This window comes from Nonomuraea mangrovi, assembly GCF_042681425.1.
GTDB lineage: Bacteria > Actinomycetota > Actinomycetes > Streptosporangiales > Streptosporangiaceae > Nonomuraea > Nonomuraea mangrovi.
Genome location: NZ_JBHUFV010000015.1, coordinates 429870 through 455628 on the forward strand (window position 1 = coordinate 429870; position 25759 = coordinate 455628).

26 protein-coding genes are annotated in these 25759 nt (G+C 69.8%); 16 read left to right on the forward strand and 10 right to left on the reverse strand.

Features of this window, described 5'->3' with window-relative positions:
• Positions 1-8: 8 nt before the first annotated feature.
• The 3 genes from ACFSKW_RS09475 (at position 9) to ACFSKW_RS09485 (ending at position 2779) form a co-directional block, all read left to right on the forward strand.
• Positions 9-686, forward strand: a complete 678-nt coding sequence (locus tag ACFSKW_RS09475; RefSeq protein WP_379571269.1) for a ComF family protein — start codon at positions 9-11, stop codon at positions 684-686.
• A gap of 578 nt (positions 687-1264) precedes the next feature.
• Positions 1265-1924 (forward strand): ribosome hibernation-promoting factor, HPF/YfiA family, encoded by a 660-nt coding sequence (gene hpf, locus ACFSKW_RS09480; RefSeq protein ID WP_379571271.1) that lies wholly within the window; start codon positions 1265-1267, stop codon positions 1922-1924.
• Between the two features lie 186 nt (positions 1925-2110).
• Complete coding sequence (locus tag ACFSKW_RS09485) at positions 2111-2779, forward strand: response regulator (protein ID WP_379571273.1); 669 nt, start codon at positions 2111-2113, stop codon at positions 2777-2779.
• Positions 2780-2898: 119 nt separating this feature from the next.
• On the opposite strand, the gene ACFSKW_RS09490 is transcribed toward ACFSKW_RS09485, so the two are convergent.
• Together ACFSKW_RS09490 and ACFSKW_RS09495 are read right to left on the reverse strand one after the other, a co-directional pair.
• A complete protein-coding gene (locus ACFSKW_RS09490; protein WP_379571275.1) occupies positions 2899-4104 on the reverse strand; it encodes a winged helix-turn-helix domain-containing protein in 1206 nt (401 codons plus the stop codon).
• Positions 4105-4236: 132 nt separating this feature from the next.
• Positions 4237-4479 carry an HGxxPAAW family protein gene (locus ACFSKW_RS09495; protein WP_379571277.1) on the reverse strand — a complete coding sequence of 81 codons (243 nt, stop codon included), beginning with the start codon at positions 4477-4479 and terminating at the stop codon, positions 4237-4239.
• A 230-nt stretch (positions 4480-4709) separates the two neighbouring features.
• Here ACFSKW_RS09495 and secA point away from each other — a divergent pair, with 230 nt between their 5' ends.
• On the forward strand, positions 4710-7499 hold the full coding sequence (gene secA / locus ACFSKW_RS09500) for a preprotein translocase subunit SecA (protein WP_379571279.1): 2790 nt from the start codon (positions 4710-4712) through the stop codon (positions 7497-7499).
• A 97-nt stretch (positions 7500-7596) separates the two neighbouring features.
• Here the strand turns inward: secA and ACFSKW_RS09505 are convergent, their stop codons facing one another.
• The 4 genes from ACFSKW_RS09505 to ACFSKW_RS09520 all read right to left on the reverse strand — a co-directional run bounded on the left by ACFSKW_RS09505 (position 7597) and on the right by ACFSKW_RS09520 (position 11908).
• Positions 7597-8067: an Rv3235 family protein gene (locus tag ACFSKW_RS09505; RefSeq protein WP_379571281.1), complete on the reverse strand. Its 471-nt coding sequence runs from the start codon at positions 8065-8067 to the stop codon at positions 7597-7599.
• A 243-nt stretch (positions 8068-8310) separates the two neighbouring features.
• Positions 8311-9606, reverse strand: coding sequence for a PTS transporter subunit EIIC (locus ACFSKW_RS09510; RefSeq protein ID WP_379571283.1), 1296 nt, complete (start codon positions 9604-9606; stop codon positions 8311-8313).
• A gap of 117 nt (positions 9607-9723) precedes the next feature.
• A complete protein-coding gene (locus ACFSKW_RS09515; RefSeq protein ID WP_379571285.1) occupies positions 9724-11061 on the reverse strand; it encodes a PTS transporter subunit EIIC in 1338 nt (445 codons plus the stop codon).
• Between the two features lie 106 nt (positions 11062-11167).
• Positions 11168-11908, reverse strand: a complete 741-nt coding sequence (locus tag ACFSKW_RS09520; RefSeq protein ID WP_379571287.1) for a GntR family transcriptional regulator — start codon at positions 11906-11908, stop codon at positions 11168-11170.
• Positions 11909-12011: 103 nt separating this feature from the next.
• On the opposite strand from ACFSKW_RS09520, the gene ACFSKW_RS09525 reads away from it, so the two are divergent.
• The 7 genes from ACFSKW_RS09525 (at position 12012) to nagZ (ending at position 17799) form a co-directional block, all read left to right on the forward strand.
• Complete coding sequence (locus ACFSKW_RS09525; RefSeq protein WP_379571529.1) at positions 12012-13046, forward strand: SIS domain-containing protein; 1035 nt, start codon at positions 12012-12014, stop codon at positions 13044-13046.
• Positions 13047-13099: 53 nt separating this feature from the next.
• Positions 13100-13336, forward strand: coding sequence for a PTS sugar transporter subunit IIB (locus ACFSKW_RS09530; protein WP_192779931.1), 237 nt, complete (start codon positions 13100-13102; stop codon positions 13334-13336).
• Positions 13337-13388: 52 nt separating this feature from the next.
• On the forward strand, positions 13389-13835 hold the full coding sequence (locus ACFSKW_RS09535) for a PTS sugar transporter subunit IIA (protein ID WP_379571289.1): 447 nt from the start codon (positions 13389-13391) through the stop codon (positions 13833-13835).
• Positions 13826-14446, forward strand: coding sequence for an HAD family hydrolase (locus ACFSKW_RS09540; RefSeq protein ID WP_379571291.1), 621 nt, complete (start codon positions 13826-13828; stop codon positions 14444-14446). The genes ACFSKW_RS09535 and ACFSKW_RS09540 overlap by 10 nt, the downstream gene beginning before the upstream one ends.
• 40 nt (positions 14447-14486) lie before the next feature.
• On the forward strand, positions 14487-14744 hold the full coding sequence (locus tag ACFSKW_RS09545) for an HPr family phosphocarrier protein (protein WP_379571293.1): 258 nt from the start codon (positions 14487-14489) through the stop codon (positions 14742-14744).
• Complete coding sequence (gene ptsP / locus ACFSKW_RS09550; protein WP_379571294.1) at positions 14741-16411, forward strand: phosphoenolpyruvate--protein phosphotransferase; 1671 nt, start codon at positions 14741-14743, stop codon at positions 16409-16411. The genes ACFSKW_RS09545 and ptsP overlap by 4 nt, the downstream gene beginning before the upstream one ends.
• Before the next feature lie 74 nt (positions 16412-16485).
• The gene (nagZ, locus tag ACFSKW_RS09555) at positions 16486-17799 is read left to right on the forward strand and encodes a beta-N-acetylhexosaminidase (protein ID WP_379571296.1); all 1314 of its coding nucleotides are present in this window, start codon (positions 16486-16488) and stop codon (positions 17797-17799) included.
• On the opposite strand, the gene ACFSKW_RS09560 is transcribed toward nagZ, so the two are convergent.
• From ACFSKW_RS09560 to ACFSKW_RS09570, 3 genes are all read right to left on the reverse strand, one after another.
• Positions 17796-18659 (reverse strand): hypothetical protein, encoded by an 864-nt coding sequence (locus ACFSKW_RS09560; RefSeq protein ID WP_379571298.1) that lies wholly within the window; start codon positions 18657-18659, stop codon positions 17796-17798. The genes nagZ and ACFSKW_RS09560 overlap by 4 nt on opposite strands.
• Positions 18656-19162, reverse strand: a complete 507-nt coding sequence (locus ACFSKW_RS09565; protein WP_379571300.1) for an RNA polymerase sigma factor — start codon at positions 19160-19162, stop codon at positions 18656-18658. Before ACFSKW_RS09565 ends, ACFSKW_RS09560 begins: the two co-directional genes overlap by 4 nt.
• A gap of 64 nt (positions 19163-19226) precedes the next feature.
• A complete protein-coding gene (locus tag ACFSKW_RS09570) occupies positions 19227-19997 on the reverse strand; it encodes a F0F1 ATP synthase subunit A (protein ID WP_379571302.1) in 771 nt (256 codons plus the stop codon).
• Positions 19998-20081: 84 nt separating this feature from the next.
• On the opposite strand from ACFSKW_RS09570, the gene ACFSKW_RS09575 reads away from it, so the two are divergent.
• The 4 genes from ACFSKW_RS09575 to ACFSKW_RS09590 are packed head-to-tail and all read left to right on the forward strand — an operon-like array spanning position 20082 to position 22652.
• The gene (locus ACFSKW_RS09575) at positions 20082-20702 is read left to right on the forward strand and encodes an HAD family hydrolase (RefSeq protein WP_379571304.1); all 621 of its coding nucleotides are present in this window, start codon (positions 20082-20084) and stop codon (positions 20700-20702) included.
• Positions 20703-20733: 31 nt separating this feature from the next.
• Positions 20734-21240 carry a DUF6912 family protein gene (locus ACFSKW_RS09580; protein ID WP_379571306.1) on the forward strand — a complete coding sequence of 169 codons (507 nt, stop codon included), beginning with the start codon at positions 20734-20736 and terminating at the stop codon, positions 21238-21240.
• Between the two features lie 17 nt (positions 21241-21257).
• Positions 21258-21884, forward strand: coding sequence for an HAD family hydrolase (locus ACFSKW_RS09585; RefSeq protein WP_379571308.1), 627 nt, complete (start codon positions 21258-21260; stop codon positions 21882-21884).
• A gap of 27 nt (positions 21885-21911) precedes the next feature.
• Entirely contained in the window at positions 21912-22652 is a 741-nt protein-coding gene (locus ACFSKW_RS09590; protein ID WP_379571310.1) for an HAD family hydrolase, read from the forward strand.
• Positions 22653-22790: 138 nt separating this feature from the next.
• Here the strand turns inward: ACFSKW_RS09590 and ACFSKW_RS09595 are convergent, their stop codons facing one another.
• Positions 22791-23948 carry an alpha/beta hydrolase family protein gene (locus tag ACFSKW_RS09595; protein WP_379571312.1) on the reverse strand — a complete coding sequence of 386 codons (1158 nt, stop codon included), beginning with the start codon at positions 23946-23948 and terminating at the stop codon, positions 22791-22793.
• Positions 23949-24139: 191 nt separating this feature from the next.
• Between ACFSKW_RS09595 and ACFSKW_RS09600 the strand changes: the two genes are divergently transcribed.
• Complete coding sequence (locus tag ACFSKW_RS09600) at positions 24140-25759, forward strand: FAD-binding oxidoreductase (protein WP_379571314.1); 1620 nt, start codon at positions 24140-24142, stop codon at positions 25757-25759.

Below are 25759 nucleotides of genomic sequence, written 5' to 3' on the forward strand. Positions count from 1 at the left end.
TGGTCCCCGTGCTCGACCTCCTCCTCCCCGCCTGCTGCCTCGGCTGCGCCGCCCGTGGCAGCCTCCTGTGCGACGCGTGCCTGGTCGTCACCCCCGCGGTGCGCATGCCCCACCCCGCCCCCGAAGGCCTGCCTGTCTGCTGGTCGGCGACCCTCTACGAGGGCGCGGCCCGCCAGGCGGTCCTCCACTACAAGGAGCGCGGCCGTACGGCTCTCGCCGCTCCCTTGGCCCACGCCCTGGCCTTCACCATCGCCACGGCCGTCCCCGAGGGCGGGCTGTCCGTCGTCCCCGTCCCCAGCGCGGGGCGTGCCGTACGCGCCAGGGGTCACGACCCGGTGCCCCGCATGGCCGCGCTCGCCGTACGGCATCTGGGGAGGCTGGGACGCCAGGTCACTCTCCGCACAGACCTCCGCCAGAGCAGGAGGGTCGCCGACCAGGCGGGCCTCAGCGCCGCGCAGAGGGCTGCCAACCTCGCCTCCTCCCTACGAGTCGCCGAGGCAGGTAAAGCGCGCCTGAGCGGCCGCTCAGGCGCGCGCGTGGTCCTTGTGGACGATGTCGTCACCACCGGCGCGACCCTCGCGGAGGCGGCCAGAGCGGTCAATGAGGCGGGAGCGACGGTGGTCGCGGCGGTGACCTTCGCCGCGACACGCCGACGCGTTCGAACGGTTTTCGATCACGGAGGGTAAAGAGAACGCCAAGTCCGGAGCCTCGCCGGTTCGCTACATCTGTCTTCCTCCCGCCCAGCTCATCCCTCTGGAGAGGCAGGTCCAAAGGTGTATTCAGCCAACAAAGCAGGCATCTCGCATCACCCGTCTGCCCGGAGAAAATCACGGAAAGTGATCTTTTGGGCGATCCCCAGGCTGACATTCGGTCGTGATGCAGATAGCGTTCTGACATGGCACCCGTTCGGGTCCGTGGTTGCGCAGAGCCGGGGGTCCCGGCTCCGCTAGCCGATGCCAGCCGCAGGCGAAACGGTCCACGTAAGGCGACTTTTTGTCGACTGATCACGGTGCGGCTTAGAGGTAAGTCCTGCCTTCCCGGGGGTCCAGATGTCCCCCGTAAAGAAGAGAAGGGCAGTAGTGGCACAGAGCCGCGAACCCCTCAGCAGGCGGATGTGGGGTCGAAGACCAGGTCGGCCGAGCGGGTGCCACTGGAGTCGCTGGTAACGACATGTCGAAAGAGGGTAACGGTGAAGCATGACCACGCCCGGCAGGGACATCGTCGGGCGCTCTGTCTCAGTCGTTAGACGAAGGGGGGCTGTTGCATGGACATCATCGTCAAGGGACGGCACACAGGAGTGAGTGACCGCTTCCGAGACCACGTGACGACCAAGCTGGCCAGGATCGAACGTCTGGACAACAAGCTCATCCGAGTCGATGTGGAGGTGTCGAAGGAACGCAACCCCCGCCTCGCCGATCAACGCGAGCGTGTCGAGCTGACCATCCACTCCCGAGGACCGGCCATCCGCGCCGAGGCCTCGGCCGACGACAGATTCGCCGCCCTCGACCTAGCCCTCGACAAACTCGAAGGCCGCCTGCGGCGCATCGCAGACCGGCGCAAGGTGCATCACGGCAACCACGCGACCCCTTCCGTGGCGGAGCTGACAGCCGCACTCGCCGACGTCTACGACACGATGCCCGAGGCCACAGTCGTCCCCGCGCAGCCGGAGTCCGAGGAAGACCTCCTGCCTGACGACAAGGCCTACGACGACATCGTCCCCATCGAGATGGACGGCGAAGGACCCTGCGTCGTCCGGGAGAAGTTCCACAACGCCGAGCCCATGACAATCGACCAGGCCCTCCTCGAGATGGAACTGGTCGGACACGACTTCTACCTGTTCCGTGACAAGGAGAGCGGCCAGCCGAGCGTCGTCTACAGCCGGCGCGGCTACCACTACGGCGTGTTGCGGCTCGTCGAGCCCTGATTCGCGCCAACGAAGATCCTCTCGACCACCCTAGGACCGCAAAAGCCTGGCATCATGGCGGTTCAACGGCTCTGGCCCCCCACGAGGAGGAGACGTGAGCGAGCGCGGCGAGCGAGCCGAGGCGGAGCGCCTCGGCCACGTGAGCGAGCGAGCCATCAGGCAGATGCGGTCCGCTGAGGAGGCCGCATGAGCGACCCGATCCGCGTGATGATCGTTGACGATCACGAGCTGATCAGGCGCAGCCTCGCGCTGGCCTTGGCCGCCGAGGACGACATCGAGGTGGTCGGCGAGGCCAGCGACGGTCAGGAGGCGGTCGAGCTCGCCGACCGCCTGCTGCCCGACGTGGTGTTGATGGACGTCCGCATGCCCCGCCAAGGCGGCATCGAGGCGACGGGCGGCATCAAGGCGTCCGTCCCCAGCACGCGGATCATCATGCTGACGGTCAGCGACGAGGAGGAGGACCTCTTCGAGGCCATCAAGGCGGGCGCCACCGGCTACCTGCTCAAGGACGTCCAGATCGACGAGGTGCCCGACGCGGTGCGCGGGGTGCACGAGGGACAGTCCCTCATCAACCCCGCCATGGCGGCCAAACTCATCACCGAGTTCGCCAACATGAGCCGCAAGGAGGCCGAACGGCCGCCGCAACTGCCGGTTCCCCGGCTGACCGAGCGGGAGATGGAGGTGCTGCGGCTGGTGGCGAAGGGGATGAACAACCGCGAGATCGCCAAGCAGCTGTTCATCTCGGAGAACACGGTGAAGAACCACGTGCGCAACATCCTGGACAAGCTGCAACTGCACTCCAGGATGGAGGCGGTGGTCTACGCCGTTCGCGAACGCATGCTGGAGATCACCTGAGGCCCGCCCTCCCTCGCTGAGAGGGAGGGCCCAGGGCCGCTCCGTGCGTTCCCTTGCGGGCTGTCCCGGTGCGCGCCCGAGACCTTCGACCGACGTGACCCGCGCGTGAGCCGCGGAGATCAGCGGAGGTCGGACATGGCCAGGGGGAGGGCGTCCAGGAGCGGCCTGGTGTGAGCCTCGGAGGTGACCCGTTCCACCCGCACGTCGTCGCACCCCACCCAGGCGGCCGCCGACCACAGGGCCTCCCGCACCCCCGCCACATCGGCGGGCCGCACCCTGGACGACTCGAACGACACGTGTCGCGCCACGAACGTCTGCCCCTCGCGTGACGGATCGACCCGGGCGATCAGCTTGCCGCCCGACAGCACGGGCATCGTGAAGTAGCCGTGGACCCGCTTGGCCTTGGGGACGTAGATCTCGAGGGTGTAGTCGAACCCGAACACCCGCGACGTGCGGCCACGATGCCAGATGAGCGAGTCGAACGGCGAGACGAGCGTGGTGCGGTGGCGCCCGCGCGGCTCGGACTCGAGCGCCTCGGGGGCGGCCCACGCGTTCGCGGGCTGCTTGGCCGACGGCCAGCCGGCCACCTTGACGGGCACCAGTCCGGCCGCGCCGCCGACCAGCGCCTGGTCGAGCAGCGCGGCATGAGGGCCCTTGACCCTGAGGAAGTCGACGAGGTCGCCGCGGGTGGCCACGCCGAGGGCCGAGCCCGCGACGCGCGCCAGCCGGACGATGCACTCCTCGTCGGTGAGCTCCTCGCCGAGCAGGTCGGCCGGGACGGCGCGCTCGGCCAGGTCGTAGACCCTGCGCCAGCCGACGCGCTTGGTGCAGACGAGTTCGCCGATGTCGAGCAGCCACTCGAGCGCGATCTTCGAGTCGGACCAGTCCCACCATTCGGCGCTCTTCTTGGCGCCGCCGATGTCGGCGGTGGTGACGGGGCCGCTGTCGCGCACCTGGTCGAGCACCTTCTCGTAGCCGGCGGGGACCTCGTGCCAGCGCTGCTTCCTCGCGCGGTAGGCGCGGCGGCGGAAGCCGTACAGCGGCCAGTGCTCGATGGGGAGGATGCAGGCGGCGTGACACCAGTACTCGAAGCTACGGGCGGGGTTGTGCCAGTAGGCGCTCTCGACGTCGGCTCTGCCGACGGCGCCCAGCCTGCCGTAGGCGACCAGCTCGTGGGAGCGGGCCAGGACGGAGATGGTGTCGAGCTGGACGGCGCCCAGCCTGCGCAGCATCCCCTGCACGCCGCCGCGCCTGCCGTCGGCGCCCAGCAGGCCCTGGGCGCGCAGGATCAGTCGGCGCGCCTCGTCGGCGCTCAGCTCGGTCATGTCGTGGATCCAGAGGTACGGCACAGCATGCCGCGATCGTAACGGCGAGCACCGACAGAAAATCGCCCGGGAAAAGGCGATGGCGGGATGCGGGGCGACGGCTCGCCCTGCAGCCCGCCATCCGCAGAGTCGTCAGCGATGGTCCTCGGCACGCATGCCGACACGGGGCGCGTCGATGACGACGTCGGAGAAGATGTCGAAGACCAGGGCGAGGATCCCGCCCAGGACGAAGATCCCGACACCGACCCAGACGATCATCCAGTTGGCCATCGTCAGACCGACGCCACCGACGGTGAACCCTGCCAGCATGATGCTGACCGCCAGCCAGGACGACGCGCGCCCGCCGTGGTTGCCAAGGTTGTGACCATCTGCCATGGCCTATCCCTCCTGAAGATATTTCCCGCCCAGCCATGTCAATGGTGCGAGATCAAACCTGTTCGGCATACGCTCTGCCGAAAGACCATTCTCCCAGACGGGTGAAGCGGCCTCCCAGTCGCGGTGGCTGTGTCTGGTGGCGGAACCGCCTACGATGGCAACGGGGAAGTTTGTCTCAGCCTCTCCTCCTGGCGGCCGCCGGGGAAGACCTGCGAGGAGCTTTACACAAAGTGCCAGCCATTCTCGACAAGATTCTGCGCGCCGGCGAGAACAAGATCCTGCGCAAGCTCAAGCGGATCGCCGACCAGGTCAACTCCATTGAGGACGACTTCAAGAGCCTGTCCGACGCGGAGTTGCGCGCGCTCACGGACGAGTTCAAGCAGCGACACGCCGATGGGGAGTCGCTCGACGACCTTTTGCCCGAGGCTTTCGCCACGGTGCGGGAGGCGGCGCGGCGCGTCCTCGGCCAGCGCCCCTACGACGTCCAGATCATGGGCGGCGCCAACCTGCACCTGGGCAACATCTCCGAGATGAAGACCGGTGAGGGCAAGACCCTGACCTGTGTGATGCCCAGCTATCTCAACGCGCTTTCCGGCAAGGGCGTCCACGTCATCACGGTCAACGACTACCTGGCCCAGCGTGACGCGGAGAAGATGGGGCGGATCCACCGCTTCCTCGGGCTCGAGACCGGTGTGATCGTCGCGGGGCAGAGCCCCGAGGAGCGCCGCAAGATGTACGGCGCCGACATCACCTACGGCACGAACAACGAGTTCGGCTTCGACTACCTGCGCGACAACATGGCCTGGTCGCTGGAGGAGTGCGTCCAGCGCGGCCACAACTTCGCGATCGTCGACGAGGTCGACTCGATCCTCATCGACGAGGCCCGCACGCCGCTGATCATCTCGGGTCCCGGCGAGCAGTCGGGCAAGTGGTACACCGAGTTCGCCAAGATCGTGCCGCGCCTCCGCAGGGGCGTCGAGGGCAAGAACCCCGGCGAGCCCAGCACCGGCGACTACGTCGTCGACGAGAAGAAGCGCACGGTCGGCATCCTCGAGACGGGCGTGGAGAAGGTCGAGGACTGGCTCGGCATCGACAACCTCTACAAGCCCGAGCACACCCACCTGGTCGGCTTCCTCAACAACGCGTTGAAGGCCAAGGAGCTCTACAAGAAGGACAAGGACTACATCGTCACCGACGGCGAGGTCCTGATCGTCGACGAGTTCACCGGCCGAGTCCTGCACGGGCGCCGCTACAACGAGGGCATGCACCAGGCCATCGAGGCCAAGGAGGGGGTGAAGATCAAGGACGAGAACCAGACGCTCGCCACGATCACCCTCCAGAACTACTTCCGCCTGTACGGCAAGCTCGCCGGCATGACCGGCACCGCGGCCACCGAGGCGAACGAGTTCCACCAGACCTACAAGCTCGGCGTGGTCCCCATCCCGACCAACAGGCCGATGGTCCGCAAGGACCAGGCCGACCTCATCTACCGCACGGAGGACGCGAAGTTCACCGCGGTGGTCGAGGACATCAAGGAGCGCTACGAGACGGGCCAGCCCGTCCTCGTCGGCACCACCTCGGTCGAGAAGTCCGAGCGGCTGTCCAAGATGCTGACCCGCCAGGGCGTCAAGCACGAGGTGCTCAACGCGAAGAACCACGCGCGTGAGGCGTCGATCGTCGCCGAGGCGGGCCGCAAGCACGCCGTGACCGTGGCCACCAACATGGCCGGTCGAGGCACCGACATCATGCTCGGCGGCAACCCCGAGTTCCGCGCCGATCTCGAGCTGCGCCAGCGCGGCCTCGACCCCGTCGAGACGCCGGAGGAGTACGAGAAGGCGTGGGCCGAGGCTCTGGCCAAGGCCGAGGGCGCGGTCAAGGCCGAGCACGAGGAGGTCACCGATCTCGGCGGCCTCTACGTCCTCGGCACCGAGCGTCACGAGTCCCGCCGCATCGACAACCAGCTGCGCGGCCGTTCCGGCCGTCAGGGTGACCCCGGCGAGTCGCGTTTCTACCTCTCGCTGGGCGACGACCTGATGCGCCTGTTCAACTCGCCTCGGGTCGAGGCGATCATGGTCAGGATGAACATCCCCGACGACCAGCCGATCGAGTCGGGCATCGTCACCAAGGCGGTGGCCTCCGCCCAGCACCAGGTCGAGCAGCAGAACTTCGAGATCCGCAAGAACGTTCTGAAGTACGACGAGGTCATGAACCGGCAGCGCAAGGTGATCTACGCCGAGCGCCACCGCGTCCTGGAGGGCGCCGACCTGCACGAGCAGGTGCGCGGCTTCGTCGGCGACGTGATCGACGAGTACGTCAACGCCGCCACGGCCGAGGGCTTCTCCGAGGAGTGGGACCTCGACAAGCTGTGGAAGGCGTTCGGCGACCTCTACCCGATCACGGTCAAGCTCGACGACCTCGTCGAGGAGGTGGGCGGCCGTGAGGAGCTGTCGGCCGAGATCCTCCACGAGAAGATCAAGACCGACGCTCTGGGCGCCTACGACAGGCGTGAGGAGGAGCTCGGCTCCGAGGCCATGCGTGAGCTGGAGCGGCGCGTCATCCTGTCGGTCCTCGACCGCAAGTGGCGCGAGCACCTCTACGAGATGGACTACCTCCAGGAGGGCATCGGACTGCGCGCGATGGCGCAGCGCGACCCGCTGATCGAGTACCAGCGTGAGGGCTTCGAGATGTTCTCCGCGATGCTCGACGGCATCAAGGAGGAGTCGGTCGGCTACCTGTTCAACCTCGAGGTCGAGGTCCAGGAGAACCCGATCGTCGAGGAGTCGGCGGAGATCGCCGAGACCCGCTCGATCATCGCGCGCGGGCTGCGCGGGCCGGAGCGGCCGACCGAGCTGGAGTACACCGCTCCCGGCGAGGGCGGCGAGGTCGAGCACACCAAGGTCCGCACGACGGCCGCCGAGCGCGCCGCCTACGGCAACGTGGAGCGCAACGCGCCGTGCCCCTGCGGGTCCGGCAAGAAGTACAAGCGCTGCCACGGCGACCCGAAGCACGTCGAAGCGTAACCGCACTCCTGAAGGCCCCGCCCCGGTTCTCCGGGTGCGGGGCCTTCTCGCGTGCCGCCGGGACTCTGCGCCGCCGTGGTGCGACTGGCTCAGGGTGTCAGGCGGTTTCGAAGTCGGTGCACAGCCACTGGACGCCACGCCGTTCGAGCCGGAGCGCCAGCACGTGGCTGCGTTCGCCGCAGTGCACCAGCAGGCACATCTCGATCGCGCCCTCCCTGGGCTGGGTCACGTGCGGAACGCCGACGAGGGGCCGGCCGGTCGTGTGGATCATCAGTCCGGCGCGGACCAGTTCGGCGTACGCCCGCTCGGTGAGCCGGTCGCTGACCGTCTCGGGGGGCCTGCGGCCGGTGAGGATCTCGGCGAGCGCCTGGCCGAGGTGGCGCAGGTGGCGCTCGTCGGGCACGGACCCTGGCGGTCCCCAGACCAGGGGGCGCGGGTCGGCGGGGGCGAGGGCGAGCGCCCCGTGGGTGGCAGGCTCGGGGCCGCGTTGCTCCCCGTCGTACGGCGGGTCAGGGAGGGGAGTGAGGGTGACGCGGGGGAGCGGAACGGGACGCAGCCGTGATGCCATGAAACCTCCAACCTCATGCGGGAGAACGTCGCTATAAGGAGTTTTCGGCCCCGCGCTCAGATACATCGGCCGCCAACTTCCCCGCGCCCCGTGACCCGTTTGCGGGCATCGACGAAGAAGATCACAACGAGTTGGATCGGTTGGCGACCAGCTTTACCCGCATTCCGGCGGGCAGACATTCCACACCTGACCTGCCGAATTCATTCCGGTCGATACCGCGGTGCGTTATCGGCGTCCCGTATGTCAGCCCGAGGCCTGGTCCGAGGGGATGGTGTCGTCGTCGGGCTCCCGGCCGGGGGTGGGGATGTCGAGTTTGCGGATGAGGAAGCTGAACAGCAGGTAGTAAAGGACGAAGTAGACCAGCCCGATCACGATGATGAGCGCGAGCTCGTGGGTGTTCGACTTGGTGGCGTTCAGCAGCATGTCGATGCCGCCCGCTGAGAAGCTGAAGCCGAGGCGCGTGTCCAGCGTCGCGAGCAGCGCCATCGAGACGCCGGTGAGCAGCGCGTGCATGACGAACAGCAGCGGCGCCACGAAGATGAACGCGAACTCCACCGGCTCGGTGATCCCGGTGACGAACGCGGTCAGCGCGCCGCCGACCATGATGGAGCCCACCGCGGCCCGCTTGTGGGAAGGGGCGGCCCGCCAGATCGCCAGCGCCGCTGCGGGGATGCCGAACATCAGCACGGGGAAGAAGCCGGTCATGAAGATGCCGGCGCCCTGCTGGCCGATCGCGTAGCACTTGAGGTCGCCCGCAGCGTGCACGCCGTTCACCGTGCATTCGGGGATGACCGTCCAGACGATCGAGTTCACGAAGTGGTGCAGGCCGAGCGGGATGAGGAGGCGGTTGGCCACGCCGTAGACGCCCGCGCCGAGCGCGGAGTGGGTGGCCAGCCAGTCGCCGAAGGCGGTGAGCGCGGTGCCGATGGGCGGCCAGGCGAAGCCGAAGATCACGCCGAGACCGAGGGCGGTCACGGCGGTGATGATGGGGACGAAACGGCGGCCACCGAAGAACGCCAGCCAGGAGGGGAGCTTGATCCGGTAGTAGCGCTGCCAGAGCACGGCCGCCACCAGGCCGATCATGATGCCGCCGAGGACGCCCGTGGGCTGGGCCGAGGCGGCCTGGTTGATGACCGTGCTGCCGTTCTGGAGCGCGAGGGTGACCTTGGCCTTGACCGCCTCGCTGGTGGAGTCGAAGAACATCCGGCGGGTCACCTGGTCGAACACGAGGTAGCCGACGAGAGCGGCCAGTGCGGTCGAGCCGTCGGACCTCTTGGCGAAGCCGATGGCGACGCCGATCGCGAACAGCAGCGGCAGGTTGTCGAACAGGGCGCCGCCCGCGGCGGCGAAGATGGCGGCGACCCTGTCGAGGAAGGCGTTGTCGGTACGGCCGAGCAGGTCGTCCTGGCCGAAGCGGAGCAGGAGGCCCGCGGCGGGCAGGACGGCGATGGGCATCATCAGCGATCTGCCGACCCGCTGCAGCACGGCGAAGGCGGCAGACCAGAAGGACGTGCCGCCATCGGCGGTCGCTGTGCTCATCCCGACTCCCCCGGCAGATCGTCACGGGGGATGCCGGGTATCTACCACGCCCTGTCCTGCGGAAACGCTCGTCACACCCTGGTGCGGGAGGGTGCGGCGGGCCCGCTCACCGGCCGGTCAGGGGTTGGGCGGGGACGGGGTGGCGGCGCTTTCGCCGGAGTCCACGTCGACCTCGGGTTCTCGTCCTGGCGTCATGATGTTCAGGCGTTTGATCAGGAAGCTGAACACCACGTAGTAGATCGCCCCGTAGACCACCCCGATGACCAGGATCCCGATCAGGTTGTGCGTGTTGGACTTGCCGGCGTTCAGCAGCATGTCGAGCAGCCCGGCCGAGAAGCCGAACCCCAGCTGCCCCCCGACCAGCGTCGTCACCGCCATCGCGATCCCGGTCAGCACCGCGTGGACCACCAGCAGCACCGGCGCGACGAAGATGAAGGCGAACTCGATCGGCTCGGTGATCCCGGTGACGAAGGATGCCAGCGCCGCGGAGAGCATGATGCCGCCGACGGCCGTCCGCTTGCCGGGCAGCGCCGCCCGCCAGATGGCCAGCGCGGCGGCCGGCAGGGCGAACATCATGACGGGGAAGAACCCGGCCATGAACTCGCCCGCGTTCGGGTCGCCGCCGAAGTAGCAGTTCCAGTCGCCGGCCAGGGTGCGCCCGCCGACCTGGCATTCGGGGACGACGTACCACACGATCGAGTTGACGAAGTGGTGCAGGCCGAGCGGCACCAGCAGCCGGTTGAAGAACCCGTACAGCCCCGTGCCGACGGCGCCGGCGTCGGCCAGGGCCCTGCCCGCCTGGCCGATCCACTCGCCGAGCACCGGCCAGATCCAGCCGATGAGCACGCCGATCAGCAGCGCCGCGATCGAGGTGATGATCGGGACGAACCGGCGACCGCCGAAGAAGGCCAGCCAGGAGGGCAGCTTGATCCGGTAGAAGCGCTGCCAGAGCATCGCGGTCACCAGGCCGATCAGGATGCCGCCGAGCACCTTGGTCGGGTTCTGCGTCCCGTAGTTGATGATCTCCTTGATCCCCTGGCTCTCGGCCTGGCGGATCATGACGGTGTCCCTGATGGCCGAGTCGAAGAACATGACCTTGGTGACGCGGTCGAAGACCAGGTAACCGACCACGGCGGCCAGTGCGGTGGAGCCGTCGGCCTTGCGGGCGAACCCGATGGCCACGCCGACCGCGAACAGCAGCGGCAGGTTGTCGAACAGGGCGGCGCCGGCGGCGGCGAGGACCTCCGCCACGTGGGTCATCCAGGCGAAACCCGCCACGTCGGCCAGGCCGCCTGGTTCGGCGCCGTTGGCGCCCAGCATGTCGGGCTGGCCGAAGCGCTGCAGGAGCGCGGAGGCGGGCAGGGCCGCGATGGGGAGCATGAGCGAGCGGCCCATGCGCTGGAGCACGGCCATGACGCGGGAGAACGGCGAAGGGATCGCGGCGGACTCGTTCACCGGGAGTTCCTCCGGAGAGTGGGGGTAAGGACCAGGTCCGGCCAAGGCCCTGGCGGGGTGGGGGTGACGAGCAGGACCCAAGCATGCCGTACCCCTGGGAGCCGGGTCAGCCGCGACGGGCGGGAATCTCCAGGATGGTGCGCAACTGGTACCGGTCGGCCCGGTACGTGGAGACTCCCAGCTCGGCGCACACCCCTCCGGCGAACGAGCGGCGCTGCAGCAGCAGCACGGCCCCACCGCGGGGCAGTTTCAGCAGGTCGGCGTCGCTCGGGTCGGCGAGCCCTCCGTCGATGGTCAGCTCGCCCGCGTCCATCACGATGCCGTAGCGCGTCTCGAGAAGCTGGTAGAGCGACTTGCCGGTGAGGTCGTGGTCGGCCAGGTCGGGGGCCAGCGAGACGGGGATGTGGGCGCGCTCGATCGACAGCGGCTCGCCGTCGGCGGTGCGCAGCCGTTCGATGAAGTGGACCTCCTCGCCCGGCTGGATCCCGAGCTCCTTGGCCAGGTGGGCGCTCGCGCGCACGATGCGCCTGTCGAGGTCGCGGGAGCCGGGCTCGAGGCCGCGGGCGCGCATGTCGTTGGTGAAGGAGGTGAGCTGGAGCGCCAGCTCGATCTTGGGCCTGGCGACGAAGGTGCCCTTCCCGGGCACCCTGTGCAGGCGTCCTTCGGAGACCAGGTGGTCGACGGCCTGGCGCACGGTCATCCGCGACAGACCGAAACGCTGGCAGAGCTCGCGCTCGGACGGGATCGCCGCGCCGATGCTGAGCTCGTTGCTGTCGATGAGATCCAGCAGGATCTCGCGGAGCTGGAAGTACTTGGGCACCGGGCTGTCCGGATCGATGTGCGCCACGGATCCTCCCCTCGATCTGGCTTGGGCGATGGGTTATGGTTCGTACTGGTCTAGTCCGGACTAGACCACATGCCGGAATAGCCAGTCAAGCGATGGGGACATGATGACCACCAAGATGCGCAGCGAGATCGCCGAGCAACCGGCCGCGTTGCGGGCCACCCTGGCCTCATTGCTTCCTCGGGTCGACGAGGTGAAGGCGCTCGGCGAGCAGACCAGGCAACTGCTGTTCATCGCGCGCGGCACCTCCGACAACGCCGCAGTCTACGGCCGCTACCTCGTCGAGGCGCACGCCGGGCGTCTGGCCGCCCTGGCCGCGCCCTCGATCGCCACCACCTACAAGCGGAAACTCGACCTCGACGGCGTGCTGGCCGTCGCGATCTCCCAGTCCGGCAGGACCGAGGAGATCGTCGAGACGCTCGCCTGGGCCAAGGACTGCGGCGCGAAGACCGTCGGCATCACCAACGGCGGCGAGGACAGCCCGCTCGCCCAGGCCGCCGACGTCGCCCTCGTCACGCTGGCCGGCGAGGAGAAGGCGGTTCCCGCCACCAAGACGTACACCACGCAGCTGGCGGCGCTGGCCGTCCTCGCGCTGGGCCTCGGCGCGGACGTGGACGCCGCCGACCTGCAGCGGGTGCCGGAAGCGGTCGAGAAGCTGATCGCCGAGCCGGGGGACATCGACGCGGTCGTCGAAGGCCTGGCCGACAAGCCCGGCGTGGTCGTCTCAGGGCGCGGCATGGCCTTCTCCACCGCGCTCGAGACCGCGCTGAAGCTCAAGGAGGCCTGCTACCTGCACGCCATGGGCCTGTCCTACGCCGACCTGCTGCACGGCCCGATCGCCGTGGTCGACGAGGACACCCCCGCGCTGCTGGTCGCCGCCGAGAACAGCCCGACGCTGGCGGGCACGGTCGCCCTGGCCGAGCGCGTGGTGGGCGCCGGCGCCGCGGCCTTCACCGTGGGCGGCGGCAAGGCTCTGGCCCAGGCGGGTACGGCGGCGCTGAACGGCCCCGACCTGCCCGAGTGGGTCGCCCCGATGGGCTTGATCGTCCCTGGCCAGCTCCTCACCGAGGCGCTCGCCCGCCGTCTCGGCATCGACCCCGACGCGCCGCGCGGACTCAACAAGGTGACGCAGACCGACTGATTACTCGCGTTCGTTTAGCCTGGTCAAACAGACGTATCGACGAGGGAGGACAGATGGCGGCGGACGCGAACGCGATCATCGCCGGGCTCGGTGGTGCGGCCAACATCATCGAGATCGAGCCGTGCATCACGCGGCTGCGCACCGAGGTGCACGACGCCTCCAAGGTCGATCAGGCGGCGTTGAAGGCCGCAGGGGCCCACGGGGTGATGGCCGCGGGCAACGTCGTCCAGGTCGTGGTCGGCCCCGAAGCCGACACGATCGCCAGCGACATCGAGGACATCATCGGCTAGGGCGCCGGTGGCGGGGCCTTCCGCCACCGGCGCTCTGGTGCAGGGGGGACCAATGACCAGCGTTCTCGCCCCGGTCGACGGGGCCGCGGTCGGCCTGGGCGCCGTGCCCGACCCGGTGTTCTCGGCGGGCATGGTGGGGCCGGGGACGGCGATCGACCCGGCGCGCGAGCCGGGCAAGGCCGTCGCCCCGATCAGCGGCAAGATCATGAAGCTGCATCCGCATGCCTACGTCATCGTGGGGGACGACGGCAGGGGAGTGCTGGTCCATCTGGGCATCGACACCGTGCAGCTGAAGGGGGAGGGCTTCCAGCTGCTGGCGGCGGAGGGCGACAGGGTGCACGCGGGCCAGCCCGTCGTGGCATGGGACCCCGCCCTCGTCGAGGCGGGTGGCCGCTCGCCGGTCTGCCCCGTGGTCGCGCTGGACGCACTGGCCGAGGCGGTGACCGTCGTCGCCCAGGGTCCCGTGCACGTGGGAGACGAGCTCTTCCAATGGGCGTAGACACGGCGCTGTTCGACCTCGACGGCACGCTGATCAACACAGAGGTGCGCAACAAGGCCATCTGGCAGCTGCTGCTCGACAACCACGATCTCGACCACGACGTGGCCGTCTTCATGGGCCGCAGGGGCCGTGACGTGCTGCCCGAGGTCTTTCCTGGCCACGACATCGACCAGCTGATCGCGGAGGTGTTCAGCTACGACGACCATCCGGGCCTGCCCGAGGTGGTGCCCGTGCCGGGGGCCGCCGAGTTGGTCCGCCGGGTCGCCGCGTACGGGTCGCGCATCGGCCTGGTCACCTCCGCCCACCGGACGTGGGCCGAACACCGCCTCGACCAGTTGGGCGTGCGCGAGCTGTTCGAGGTCCTGGTGACGGCGGAGGACGTCCAGGTCGGTAAGCCGCACCCGGCCGGCTACCTGCTCGCGGCCACCCAGCTAAGGGCAGAACCCGACGATTGCGTAGTCTTCGAGGACTCGGTGGCGGGGATAACCGCGGCGAAAGCGGCGGGTATGCGGTGCGTGGCGGTGGCCACCACCCACGTCGGCGAGGACCTGGCCGGAGCCGATCTCGTGGTCGCTGATCTGACCGCGGTCGGCTGGCCGTTGTTTTCGTGAGTCCAGCTGGTCTGGACCGGCATACCTAGGAGGAATCCCGATGGCCGAGCGCAAGGTGACCGTCGAGGCGGAGGTCGGCCTGCACGCCCGACCCGCGGCGACGTTCGTACAGGCGGCGGCGAAGGCTCCCATCGACGTCACCGTGGCCAGGCTGGGCGGTGAGCCCGTCAACGCCAAGAGCATCCTGATGGTGATGGGTCTCGACGTGCGTCAGGGCGAGTCGATCGTGATCAGGGCGGACGGCGAGGGCGCGGAGGAGCTCGTGGACGAGCTCGCCGCGATCGCATCGGCGCCATGACCATCTCGGGGGTGGGGGCCAGTCCCGGCATCGGGCACGGCCCCGTCTACGTGCTGACCGTCTCGGTGCCCGAACCCCCCGAGGGCGCGACCTACCAGGGCGAGGCGGAGCAGGAGAAGGCGCGGGCGCACGCGGCGCTCGACCGGGTGGCGGGCGAGCTGGAGGCGCGCGGCGTCAGAGCGGGCGGCCAGGCCAAGGACGTGCTCGCCGCCCAGGCGCTCATGGCCCGCGACCCCGGCCTCGCCGTCGGCGTCGACGCGCTGATCGAGCGGGGGACGGCGGCGGCCAGGGCCGTCTACGTGTCCTTCGGCAAGTACCGCGACCTGCTCGCGGCCGCGGGCGGCTACATGGGTCAGCGGGTGGCCGATCTCGACGACGTCAGGGACAGGGTGGTCGCCGTGCTCACCGGGCACCCGCTGCCCAGCGTGCCCACGGTGGCGGCCGAGCCGTACGTGCTGGTGGCGAGGGATCTGGCGCCCGCGGACACGGTGCTGCTGACCAAGGACGTGGTCGCCGCCTTCGTGACCGAGGAAGGCGGCCCCACCAGCCACACCGCGATCCTGGCACGGGCCATGGGCGTGCCCGCGGTGGTGGCCGCGCGCGGCGCGACCACGCTGCGGCCTGGCGTCCGCGTGCTGGTCGACGGAGGCGCGGGCACCGTCACCGTCGAACCCGGCGAGGAGCGGGTGGCCGAGGCGCGACGCGTCTCCGACGCCAGGAGGCGGGCGCTCGACGCGGCGACGGGGCCCGGCAGGACGGCCGACGGGCATCCGGTGCCGTTGCTGGCCAACATCGGCGGGCCAAGGGATGTGAAAGCCGCCCTGGAGGGCGGCGCCGAGGGCGTCGGCCTGTACCGGACGGAGTTCCTCTTCCTCGACAGGACCGAGCCGCCCACGCTCGAGGAGCAGCGCGACGCCTACAGGACGGTGCTGGAGGCCTTCCCGCACGGCAAGGTCGTGGTCAGGACGCTGGACGCGGGCGCCGACAAACCGCTCGCGTTCCTGCCGCCCCCGACCGCCGAGCCGAACCCCGCGCTCGGCGAACGCGGGATCCGGCTGTTCAAGGCGTTCCCCGACGTCATGAGCGCGCAGCTCCGGGCGCTGGCCGGCGCGGCCGAGGGGATGGCCGACCGGCTCCAGGTGATGGCGCCGATGGTGTCCACCGTCGAGGAGGCCGCCTGGTTCGTCCACGAGTGCGCCACCAGAGGGCTCGACTCGGCGGGGGCGATGATCGAGGTGCCGGCCGCCGCGCTGCGCTCGAAGGACCTCGCCGGCGTCGTCGACTTCTTCTCGATCGGGACCAATGACCTGGCCCAGTACGCCTTCGCCGCCGATCGCCAGGTGGGGGCGCTGGTCGCGCTCCAGGATCCGTGGCAGCCCGCGCTCCTCGACCTGATCGCCGCCGCGGTCGGCGACCACGGGGTGCCGTGCGGGGTCTGCGGCGAGGCGGCGGCCGATCCCGCGCTGGCGTGCGTGCTCGTGGGGCTCGGCGTGGCGACGCTGTCGATGAGCGCGCCCGCGCTGCCTGCCGTACGGGCGGGTCTGGCCCGGCACTCGCTGGCGCAGTGCCGTACGGCGGCCGCGGCGGCGAGAGGGCACGTGACGGCACAGGCCGCGCGGAACGCGGCACGCGCCGAGCTGCCGGGACTGGCCGAGCTCGGCCTCTGAGCCGGCTCCTCCGCGTGATCGGCATCCGGCCGTTGAGTCGGCGTCACCCCGGCGGGCCGGATAGCTTGGGTGGCATGGTTAGAGGCATTCGCACCGCGGGCATCCTGGCGATCGCGACCTCGCTCGTGGCGTGCGCGAGCCCGACGGGTCACGCGGGATCGGCGACGAACGTGCCTCCACCGGCGGCGAAACCATCATCCACACCCTCCACGCCCTCCACCGAGGCGTCTGCCGGGGCGGGGACGGGCACCGTACGGCGGGCGCTGGCGCGGATGAGCACCGAGGAGAAGGTCGGCCAGCTGTTCATGCCGGTCGTCCACGGCACCTCCGCCGCCGGCGCCTCCGCCGGCAACCAGAACGCCTTCGGCGCGAGCACACCCGCCCAGGTGATCGCCAAGTACCACCTGGGCGGGGTGATCCTCTTCCCCGAGAACATCAAGAGCGTCTCCCAGGTGGTCTCCTTCACCAACGGCCTGCAGAAGGCGTCGAAGGGTGTCCCGCTGATCATCGGCACGGACCAGGAGAACGGCCTGGTGTCGAGGATGTCCGCGCTGGTCACCGACCTGCCGGGCGCCTCGGTCATCGGCGCGACACGTGACACGGGGCTGGCCCGCAAGGCGGCGGAGGCGACCGGCGCCGAGCTGAAGGCCCTGGGCGTCAACCTCGACTTCGCGCCCGTCGCCGACGTCAACATCGACCCCAGGAACCCGGTCATCGGCAAGCGCGCCTTCGGCGACAACCCGGCGCGTGTCGCCCAGATGGTGGCCGCGTCGGTGAAGGGCTTCCACGACGCGGGCGTCGCCGCGACCGCCAAGCACTTCCCCGGCCACGGAGACACCCGCACCGACAGCCACACCGGCCTGCCGGTGATCAAGCACACCAGGGCGCAGTGGGAGGCGATGGACGCGCCGCCGTTCAAGTCGGCGATCGGCGCCCGGGTCGACGCGATCATGAGCGCGCACATCGTCATGCCCAAGCTCGACTCCTCGGGAGACCCCGCCACCCTGTCCAAGCCCATCCTGACCGGGCTCCTGCGCGACAAGCTGGGCTTCGACGGCGTCATCTCGACCGACGCGCTCAACATGGAAGGCGTCAGGAAGAAGTACGACGACGGCGAGGTCGCCGTACGGGCCATCCTGGCCGGAGCCGACCTGCTGCTCATGCCGCCGAACCTGCCCAAGGCCCACAGCGCGGTGCTGGCGGCGGTGAAGTCGGGCCGCATCTCGCGCGAGCGCCTCGACCAGTCGGTGACCAGGCTGCTGGAGCTTCGCGAGAAGCGCGGTTTCCTCGAGACGGCCCCCGTCGCCTCGGCCGCGGCGGCCGCCAAGGTGCTGCGCTCGGCCGAGCACCGCAGGCTGGCGGCCATGATCGAAAGCCAGAGTCGCTAGTACCTCTCCCACCAATGCGGGCCGGGGGTGGGAGAGGGGGCGGGCCATGCCTCGGGACCGGGGACGACGACGATGTCGAGGGTGTCGCTGCTGTGGTCCTGGACGGTCTCGACCTTCCAGTCGTCCTTGACCTGGTCGGCCGTGGCCCGCTGCTCGATGTAGGCGTTCTTCTCCGTCCGCCATCGCAGGCGGTAGCCGACCTTGAAACCGCGCCGCTCCACCTCGGCTCTGACCTCGGCGACCGTCCTGCCCTCGACCTCGACGTCCTTCATGGCACGGCTCAGGTGCCACATCGGATGGACGTACGGCTCGCCGGGACGCGCCTCGCGGCCCACGCCGAAGATCATGCGGCCCGGGAAGTTCCTCGGCACGGTGATCTTGACGCACGTCGTGGCCGCGCACGGTTCGATCGGCTCCTGGGAGAACCAGCCCTCGAAGTGCCCCGTGTCCGGCGTGACGGGTCCCATCAGCAGGCCGACCTGCTCCTTCACCACGGGGACCTGCTTCACCTCGGCGTTCAGCCCGATGGCGGCGAAGGCCTCCCTGAACTCCTCAGGCCGGGCGAGCGGGTCCCTGATCTCGATCGTCACCTGGCCCTCGTACCTGGAGACCACGATCGCGGCGTTGGCGTACCTCGTGGTGGGGTCGCCGAACGGCAGGCCGGCGGCGAGCACGACGGAGGCGGCCAGCGCGAGCGCCCCCGCGCCCCAGGCCAGGCGCCGCCGTACCGGCCGCCGCCGCTCGACGGGCTCGGCGGTGATGGCCTCCAGCAGCGCCTGCGCGCCCGCCCCCGACGGCAGGCCGGCAGGATCGCGGGACAGGTCCTCATCGCGTACCCGCGCGAGATCGGTGAGGTTCACAGCGCGCTCCCTTCGAGTTCGTGGTCGTTCATGATCGAGGCGAGCCGCCTGCGGGCGCGGTGCAGCCGCACCCGTACGGCGTTGCGGCTGATGCCGAGCGTGGTGGCCAGCTGGGCGTGGTCGAGGTTCTCCCACGCGACCAGCGTCAGCAGCTCCCTGTCCTCCTCCGGCAGCTCCGCCAGCGCCCCGGCGAGACGGCCGCCGGAGGGCGGTCCTGCCAGCAGGGGAGAGGCGGCGAGCTGGGCGCGCAGGGCGGCCGTGCGCCGCTCGTGCCTGCGCTCGCCGCGGCGGTGGTTGGCGAGGGCCTTGCGGGCCACGCCGTACAACCACAGCCGGGCCTGGTCGCCCTCGGGCACCTTCGCGATGCGCCGCCATGCCACGGTGAAGGTCTCGGCGACGACGTCGGCCGCGTCCTCCGGATCCTGGCAGCGGCGCACCGCGTAGCCGAGCAGGGCGGTGTAGGTCTGTTCGTAGAGTTCGGCGAACCGTTCAGCGTGGCTCATCGGACTCCTTCGGTATGCGCTCCACACCCACCCATGTCCGGAAATTTCAGAGCATTACCGGTGGCTAGTGGTTGCCCTCGATCGCGTCCCCGACGAACATCGCCGCCAGCAGCGTGAACAGGAACGCCTGCAGGAACATGATGAACAGCTCGAAGGCGGTCATCAGGATCGTCATCGCCACGCCGACGAGACCGACGAGCGAGCCGAGCGGCGTCAGGCGCTCGAACAGGAACCAGAAGCCGACCGAGCTGAAGAAGGCCAGGATCAGGTGCCCGGCGAACATGTTCGCGAACAGCCGGACGAAGTGCGTGAACAGCGAGTTCAGGAAGTTCTCCATGAACATCAGCGGCGCGTAGAGGCCGATCGCCCACCTCGGCAGGTCCTTGGGGAACAGCAGCGCGCCGAGGTAGCCGGACCAGCCGTGGTGCTTGACGGCCTGATAGATCTTGACGAAGTAGACGGTGAAGGCCAGCACCATGGGGAAGGCGATGTTGGCCGCGATCGGGTACTGGATCAGCGGGACGACGCCCATCACGTTCCACACCAGCGCGGTGAAGAAGATCGTGAGCAGCAGCCCCATCCAGCGGTCGGTGTGCCTGCCCAGGAACGGCCTGGCCACATGGTCGCGGACGAACACGTAGCCGAGCTCGGCGAGGTTCTGGATGCCCCTGGGGACGATCTTGGGGTTGGCGAACGCCGACCAGAAGAAGGCGATGAGCAGGAGCGCGGTGAGGACGGCGATCAGTACGGGCTTGGTCAGCCACGCCGGTCCATCGCGGAAGAGAGGAGGGAGCTGGAACAGTTCGGGGCCTGGCGGTGTGAACCTGTCTGACACTCGGGTCCCTTCGTCGCCTCGGACGGAAGGCCACGGTATCGAGGGAAATGACCGGCTCCATTCACGGGATATAGGCTGCTCTTCATGGTCAAGGGAGTGCTGATCGACTGGGGTGGCGTGCTCACCACGAGCATGTCGGAGGCCGTCGCCACCTGGATCGCCGCCGATCGGCTCGACGCGGAGCACTACCGCGCGGTGATGCGCGAACTGCTGCGGCAGGAGAGCGCCGTGCACGCACTGGAACGCGGCGAGATCGGCGCCGCCGACTTCGAGCGCGACCTGGCCGCCAGGCTCCGCACCATCGACGGCACTCCGCCCGTCGCCGAGGGCCTGCTCAGCCGGATGTTCCTCGGCTTCCAGCGGGTCGACGCGATGTACGACATGTTGCTCCACGTCCGAAGGTCGGGGATCAGGACCTGCCTGCTGTCCAACTCGTGGGCCAACGAGTACCCCCGCGACGGCTGGGACGACGTCTTCGACGCCATCGTCATCTCCGGCGAGATCGGCATGCGCAAGCCCGAGCCCCGCATCTTCCAGCACGCCCTCGACCTCATCGGGCTGAGCGGCCCCGAGTGCGTCTTCATCGACGACATCGAGGCCAACATCGCCGCCGCCCGTGAGCTCGGCATCGGCGTCATCCACCACCTCGGGCCCGACACGACGATCGCCGAGCTGGAGACGCTGCTGGGGCGTCCCCTGCGATGATGGTCCCCTTGAACGTCGTGAAAGGTTCCCGATGCGCGTATACCTGCCGAGCACCCTTCCCTCGCTTGCCAGGGCAGCGGCCGAAGGGGAGCTGGGCCCCGCCCCGCTGACCGGCTACGCGGTCACTCCCGCGCTGATCGAGTGGTACGCCTCGGGTGACACCGAAGAGCTGGAGTACGTGGCGCTGACCGAGGCGGCGCGAGCCTCCCTGCGCATGCTCGCCGCCGACCGCGCCGACGGCGTCGTCGCCGCCGCCCGCAGGGTCGTCGTGGCGGCAGAGGTGCCCGACGACGTCCTGTCCATGGGCGCCGACCTGGAGGAGCGGGCCAGGGTACGGCTGGCCGAGGCGGTTCCCATGGCCAAGGTGGCCGCCGTGCACATCGACGACACCTTCGCCGCCGACGACATCGAGGCCGCCATCGCCGCCCTCCCCGCCGCCGACCGTGGAGACGACGACGCCAGGTTCACCGTCGACGGCGCCGAGGCGCACGAGCTCATGTGGTACGCCACCCAGGAGATCCCCGACCTGCTCGCCTGATGACCGACAATGGGGACATGACGCAGCACATCGTGTGGGACTGGAACGGCACCCTCTTTCACGACATCGATGCCGTGGTCGGCGCGACGAACGAGGTCTTCAAGCCGTACGGCCTGGCCATGATGACCGCCGAAGGATTCAGGGCCGTCTACACGCGGCCCATCTGGCTGGCCTACGAGCGGCTGCTCGGCCGCCCGCTGCGCGAGGGTGAATGGGAGGAGCTCGACAAGGGCTTCCACGACAACTACTTCAGGCTGATGGCCGCCTGCGGCCTCGCCGCGGACGCCGAGTCGTCGCTGCGGAGCTGGACCGGCACCCAGTCGCTGTGCTCGATGGCACCCCATGAGCACCTGGTGCCCACCATCACCTCCTTCGGCATCGACAGCCACTTCACCAGGGTCGACGGGCTGACCGGCACCACCGGCGGGGAGAAGGCCGAGCACATGGCCACCCACATCGCCGCGATCGCCGTCGACGCCGCCGAGATCCTCGTCATCGGCGACAGCGTGGACGACGGCGTGGCCGCCACCTATGTGGGCGCCAAGGCCGTGCTGTACACCGGCGGCATGACGCCGCGCAGGGAGCTCGAATCGACGGGGTGGCCCGTGGTCGACACCCTTACCGAAGCGCTCAAGCACGCCTGAAACGGGCCGCTGGGCCGTACCCTGGGCATGAACTTCAGGGAGGCCGCCATCAACCGCCTTGTGCTGTGGAACGTCGATCTCACGCTGGTCGACGTCGCGATCGTCACCAGGGACGCGTACGCGGAGGCATTCCGCCACGTCACCGGGCGTCCACTGGTCAAGCTTGCCCCCGCCATGGGCAGGCCCGACTCTGAGATCGTCTTCGAGACGCTCGCCGTCAACGGGATCGTCGCGCAGGACGACCACCTGCCCAGGTTCCTGTCCGCTCTCGCCGTCGCGTTCGCCGACCGGCGCAAGCGGCTGGCCAAGGAGGGCAGGATGATGCCGGGTGCCAAGGACGCGCTGAAGGCGGTCTCCAGGCTCGACGGCGTCGTCCAGTCGGTGCTGACGGGCACGATCAAGGGCAACGCCGTGCACAAGCTCAAGGCGTTCGGGCTCGACAAGCACATCGACTTCGATCTCGGCGGCTACGGCGAGGAGGTCTACCCCAAGGCCACCCTGCTGCAGGTCGCCCAGGGCAGGGCCAAGCAGCGGTTCGGCACGCCGTTCACCATCGCGAACACCGTGCTGATCGGCGACTCCACCCGCGACGTGCAGGCGGCGCGGATCGGCGGTGCGGCGATGGTGGCGATCGCGTCGGGGCGCTCGACGGCGGCGGAGCTGCGGGAGGCGGGGGCGGACGTGGTGCTGCCCGACCTGTCGAACGCTTCGGAGGTCGTGGCGGCGGTGGCGGGCCTGACCTCCCCCGTGGACCGCAAGGCCGGCTGACCCTCGGCCAGGGTGACGCGGTGAACCCGGCCGACCGGCCGGGACCCCGCGGAGCGCCGACCGGTATGGCGCCGCCCGAGCCCGCGGCCCGCCTCCGCCGGCAGGGTGGCCGCGGCCCGCGGCTCCTGCCGGGTGGGTCTAGCGGACGAAGTCCACGTCAGGGTGGGCGGGGGACTCGCCGAGCAGCAGCCGCTGCGGCCGGCGCTTGAGCGACTGGTCGAAGAAGGCGCCGAGGTAGGCGCGCTGGGCCGCGACGCTGCGGTCGGGGTCGACCGTTCCGATGCGCTTGGCCCGCACCTCCTGGACCACGTCCAGTCGCTCGTCGAGCTGCGGCAGGAAGGTCTGCAGGTCCGTGTAGCTGTAGTGCATGGCCTCCGGCATCGACAGGTCGCGCTTCCAGCCCGAGGAGCGCTCCCAGAACGACTTCCACGCCGGCGCGGTCAGGTGGTTCCTGATCCGCCCGTCGGCGGTGCTGCCCGGCGAGCCCATCAGCAGGAACGGCCGGTCGGTTCCCTCGGCGCCGGAGGGGGTGGGCCGCCGCCCGTCGACGTCGTAGGCGAGCCACCCGTCGAGGTCGGCCCCGGCGTCCACGCGCCCGTCGGCCCTCATCACCTCGGCGGCGGTGTCGCCGCCGAAGGAGTGGCCGAACATGCCCACCCTGGACAGGTCCATCGCCTGCGCGAGCCCCTTCAGGGAGGGCAACCGGTCCAGGACGAACCTGACGTCGGCGAGCCTGGTCTCCATCCCGGGACGCAGGTAGTCGTCGCCCTGCGGGCGCTTGGCCGTCTCGAGCCTGCCGCCGGGGAACTCCACGAAGGGAGCCTCGTGGGTGTGGTCCACCGTCACCACCACGTACCCCCTGCTGGCCAGGTCCTCCACGGTGGAGGTGCCCAGCGTGCGCAGGGAGCCCCAGCCCGGCGAGTAGAGCACGACCGGCCACCGCCCCTTCGGCGCCGCGTCCTTGCGGGCGTGCGTCCTGACCCCCGCCCAGTCCACCTGTCCGGGCTTCAGGCCCATCGCGGGCGCGCCCTGGTCGAAGTACCCGGCGGCGTTGGGCGTCATGTACGGCGCGAGCGGCTCGTCACCAGGCCTGGCCGGGTACCAGACGCTCACCATCAGTTCCCTGTTCCGCTTCTGGTCGACCAGGTGGACCTCCCTCATGCCGAGGCGGTGCGGCCCCGTCGGGGCGGGAAGCTCGAAGGTCGCCTTGGCGGGCGGCTCGGCGTCGGCGTGGGCCACGGCCGGGGCGGTCAGCAGGGCGGCGGTGGCGAGCAGGGCGGTCATCGTCTTTCGCATGGCCCTAATCTGGCCGCCGGCCCCACTCCCGCACCTCTGCCGTCCGTCTCCTCACGACCATGACTTTCGTCAGGTCTTCCGAGTGTGGCTACCCCTACCCCCGCTGTGGGGCTGAGCCCATTCTCCGGCCGCCGCCCCGCTTCTAACGTCGAAGAGCAGCAGGTCCGAGACACACCAGGGGGTTGTGGTTCATGAGTGCAGTCACCCGGAGGGGATTCATCGGGAGCGCCGCGGCGGCCGGCGGCGGGGCGATGACGGCGGGCCTGGTCCCCACCGCCACGGCCGGCGCGTGCGCGGCGCCGTTAGGTCCCGTCGTCGTACGGCCGGCCGATCCCCGCTACGAGGACCTGGCCGTCCGCAGGACCAACCATCGCTTCAAGCCCGAGCCCGAGTACTTCCACGTGGTCGGCTCGACCGAGCAGGTCGTGAAGGCGGTCGGTGACGCCGTCCGCGCCAACTGCCGCGTCACCGTCCGCAGCGGCGGCCACTGCTACGAGAACTTCGTCGGCGAGGGCGCGCAGGTCGTGATCGACATGTGTGAGATGTCGGAGGTTTCCTTCGACGAGCGCCGCGGCGCGTTCGCCATCGAGGCCGGGGCCACGCTGATGCAGACCTACCGCAAGCTCTACCTCGGCTGGGGCGTCACCATCCCCGGCGGCCAGTGCGGGGGCGTGGCCGCCGGGGGCCACATCGCGGGCGGCGGCTACGGTCCGCTGTCCAGACGCGACGGCCTGACGGTCGACTACCTGCACGCCGTGGAGGTCGTGGTCGTCGACCGTACGGGCAGGGCCCGCGCGGTGGTGGCCACCAGGAACCCGGCCGACCCCAACCACGACCTGTGGTGGGCGCACACCGGCGGCGGCGGAGGCAACTTCGGCGTGGTCACCCGCTACTGGATGCGGGATCCGCGGGCCACGAGCGACGATCCGAGGAAGCTGCTGCCGAGACCGCCCGCCTCCGTGCTGTCCGGCGTGGCGATCTGGTCGTGGAACGGCATGACGAAGGAGTCGTTCCGCAGGCTGCTGCGCAACCACGGCGAGTGGTACGAGCGCAACAGCGCGCCGGACACCCCGGCCGCCTCGCTGTGGGGCTCGCTGCTGATCCCCGGCCGCAAGGTGGGCGCCGACCCTGGCGGCATCATCCTGCCCACCCAGATCGACGCCAGGCTGCCCGGCGCGGAGAAGCTGATGAACGACTACTTCGCCGCCGTCGCCGAAGGCGTCACCCCTCAGGCGATCATCCCGCCGTTCCAGGCGATGCCGTGGTTCTACGCGGCGCGCACGCTGTCCCTCGGCGAGGAGGCGGAGGCCGGGCGGTACAAGGGCAAGTCGGCCTACCTGCGCAGGCGCTTCACCGACGAGCAGGCCGACGTCGCGTACGACCACCTCGGCACCCCGGGCGACGTCTCGTCGAGCGGCCTGCTCTGGCTGCTGTCGTACGGCGGGCGGGTCAACGCGGTGGACCCGGCGGCGACCGCCACGGTGGAGCGCTCGTCGATCCTCAAGGTGATCCACCTGGCGACCTGGGACGAGACCCAGGACGGCAAGGCGCACATCGAGTGGGTGCGCGGGCTCCACCGCAAGACGTTCGAGAGCACGGGGGGCGTGCCGGTGCCCGGTGGAAACTGCGGCGGGGCGTACATCAACTACCCGGACATCGACCACGCCGACCCGAAGTGGAACACGTCGGGTGTGCCGTGGTCGACGATCTACTACGGCGCCAACCACGCCCGGCTCCAGCGGGTGAAGAACCGGTGGGACCCCCGCAACGTCTTCCACCACGCCCTGTCGATCCGCCCCTCAGGCTCGTGA

Bases quoted from the DNA above. Each gene is read 5' to 3' on its own strand.
- hpf (WP_379571271.1), top strand. From the start codon at position 1,265: ATGGACATCATCGTCAAGGGACGGCACACAGGAGTGAGTGACCGCTTC.
- ACFSKW_RS09485 (WP_379571273.1), top strand. From the start codon at position 2,111: ATGAGCGACCCGATCCGCGTGATGATCGTTGACGATCACGAGCTGATC.
- ACFSKW_RS09490 (WP_379571275.1), bottom strand. From the start codon at position 4,104: ATGACCGAGCTGAGCGCCGACGAGGCGCGCCGACTGATCCTGCGCGCC.
- ACFSKW_RS09495 (WP_379571277.1), bottom strand. From the start codon at position 4,479: ATGGCAGATGGTCACAACCTTGGCAACCACGGCGGGCGCGCGTCGTCC.
- ACFSKW_RS09505 (WP_379571281.1), bottom strand. From the start codon at position 8,067: ATGGCATCACGGCTGCGTCCCGTTCCGCTCCCCCGCGTCACCCTCACT.
- ACFSKW_RS09510 (WP_379571283.1), bottom strand. From the start codon at position 9,606: ATGAGCACAGCGACCGCCGATGGCGGCACGTCCTTCTGGTCTGCCGCC.
- ACFSKW_RS09525 (WP_379571529.1), top strand. From the start codon at position 12,012: ATGACCACCAAGATGCGCAGCGAGATCGCCGAGCAACCGGCCGCGTTG.
- ACFSKW_RS09530 (WP_192779931.1), top strand. From the start codon at position 13,100: ATGGCGGCGGACGCGAACGCGATCATCGCCGGGCTCGGTGGTGCGGCC.
- ACFSKW_RS09535 (WP_379571289.1), top strand. From the start codon at position 13,389: ATGACCAGCGTTCTCGCCCCGGTCGACGGGGCCGCGGTCGGCCTGGGC.
- ACFSKW_RS09540 (WP_379571291.1), top strand. From the start codon at position 13,826: ATGGGCGTAGACACGGCGCTGTTCGACCTCGACGGCACGCTGATCAAC.
- ACFSKW_RS09545 (WP_379571293.1), top strand. From the start codon at position 14,487: ATGGCCGAGCGCAAGGTGACCGTCGAGGCGGAGGTCGGCCTGCACGCC.
- ptsP (WP_379571294.1), top strand. From the start codon at position 14,741: ATGACCATCTCGGGGGTGGGGGCCAGTCCCGGCATCGGGCACGGCCCC.
- nagZ (WP_379571296.1), top strand. From the start codon at position 16,486: ATGGTTAGAGGCATTCGCACCGCGGGCATCCTGGCGATCGCGACCTCG.
- ACFSKW_RS09565 (WP_379571300.1), bottom strand. From the start codon at position 19,162: ATGAGCCACGCTGAACGGTTCGCCGAACTCTACGAACAGACCTACACC.
- ACFSKW_RS09575 (WP_379571304.1), top strand. From the start codon at position 20,082: ATGGTCAAGGGAGTGCTGATCGACTGGGGTGGCGTGCTCACCACGAGC.
- ACFSKW_RS09580 (WP_379571306.1), top strand. From the start codon at position 20,734: ATGCGCGTATACCTGCCGAGCACCCTTCCCTCGCTTGCCAGGGCAGCG.
- ACFSKW_RS09585 (WP_379571308.1), top strand. From the start codon at position 21,258: ATGACGCAGCACATCGTGTGGGACTGGAACGGCACCCTCTTTCACGAC.
- ACFSKW_RS09590 (WP_379571310.1), top strand. From the start codon at position 21,912: ATGAACTTCAGGGAGGCCGCCATCAACCGCCTTGTGCTGTGGAACGTC.
- ACFSKW_RS09595 (WP_379571312.1), bottom strand. From the start codon at position 23,948: ATGCGAAAGACGATGACCGCCCTGCTCGCCACCGCCGCCCTGCTGACC.
- ACFSKW_RS09600 (WP_379571314.1), top strand. From the start codon at position 24,140: ATGAGTGCAGTCACCCGGAGGGGATTCATCGGGAGCGCCGCGGCGGCC.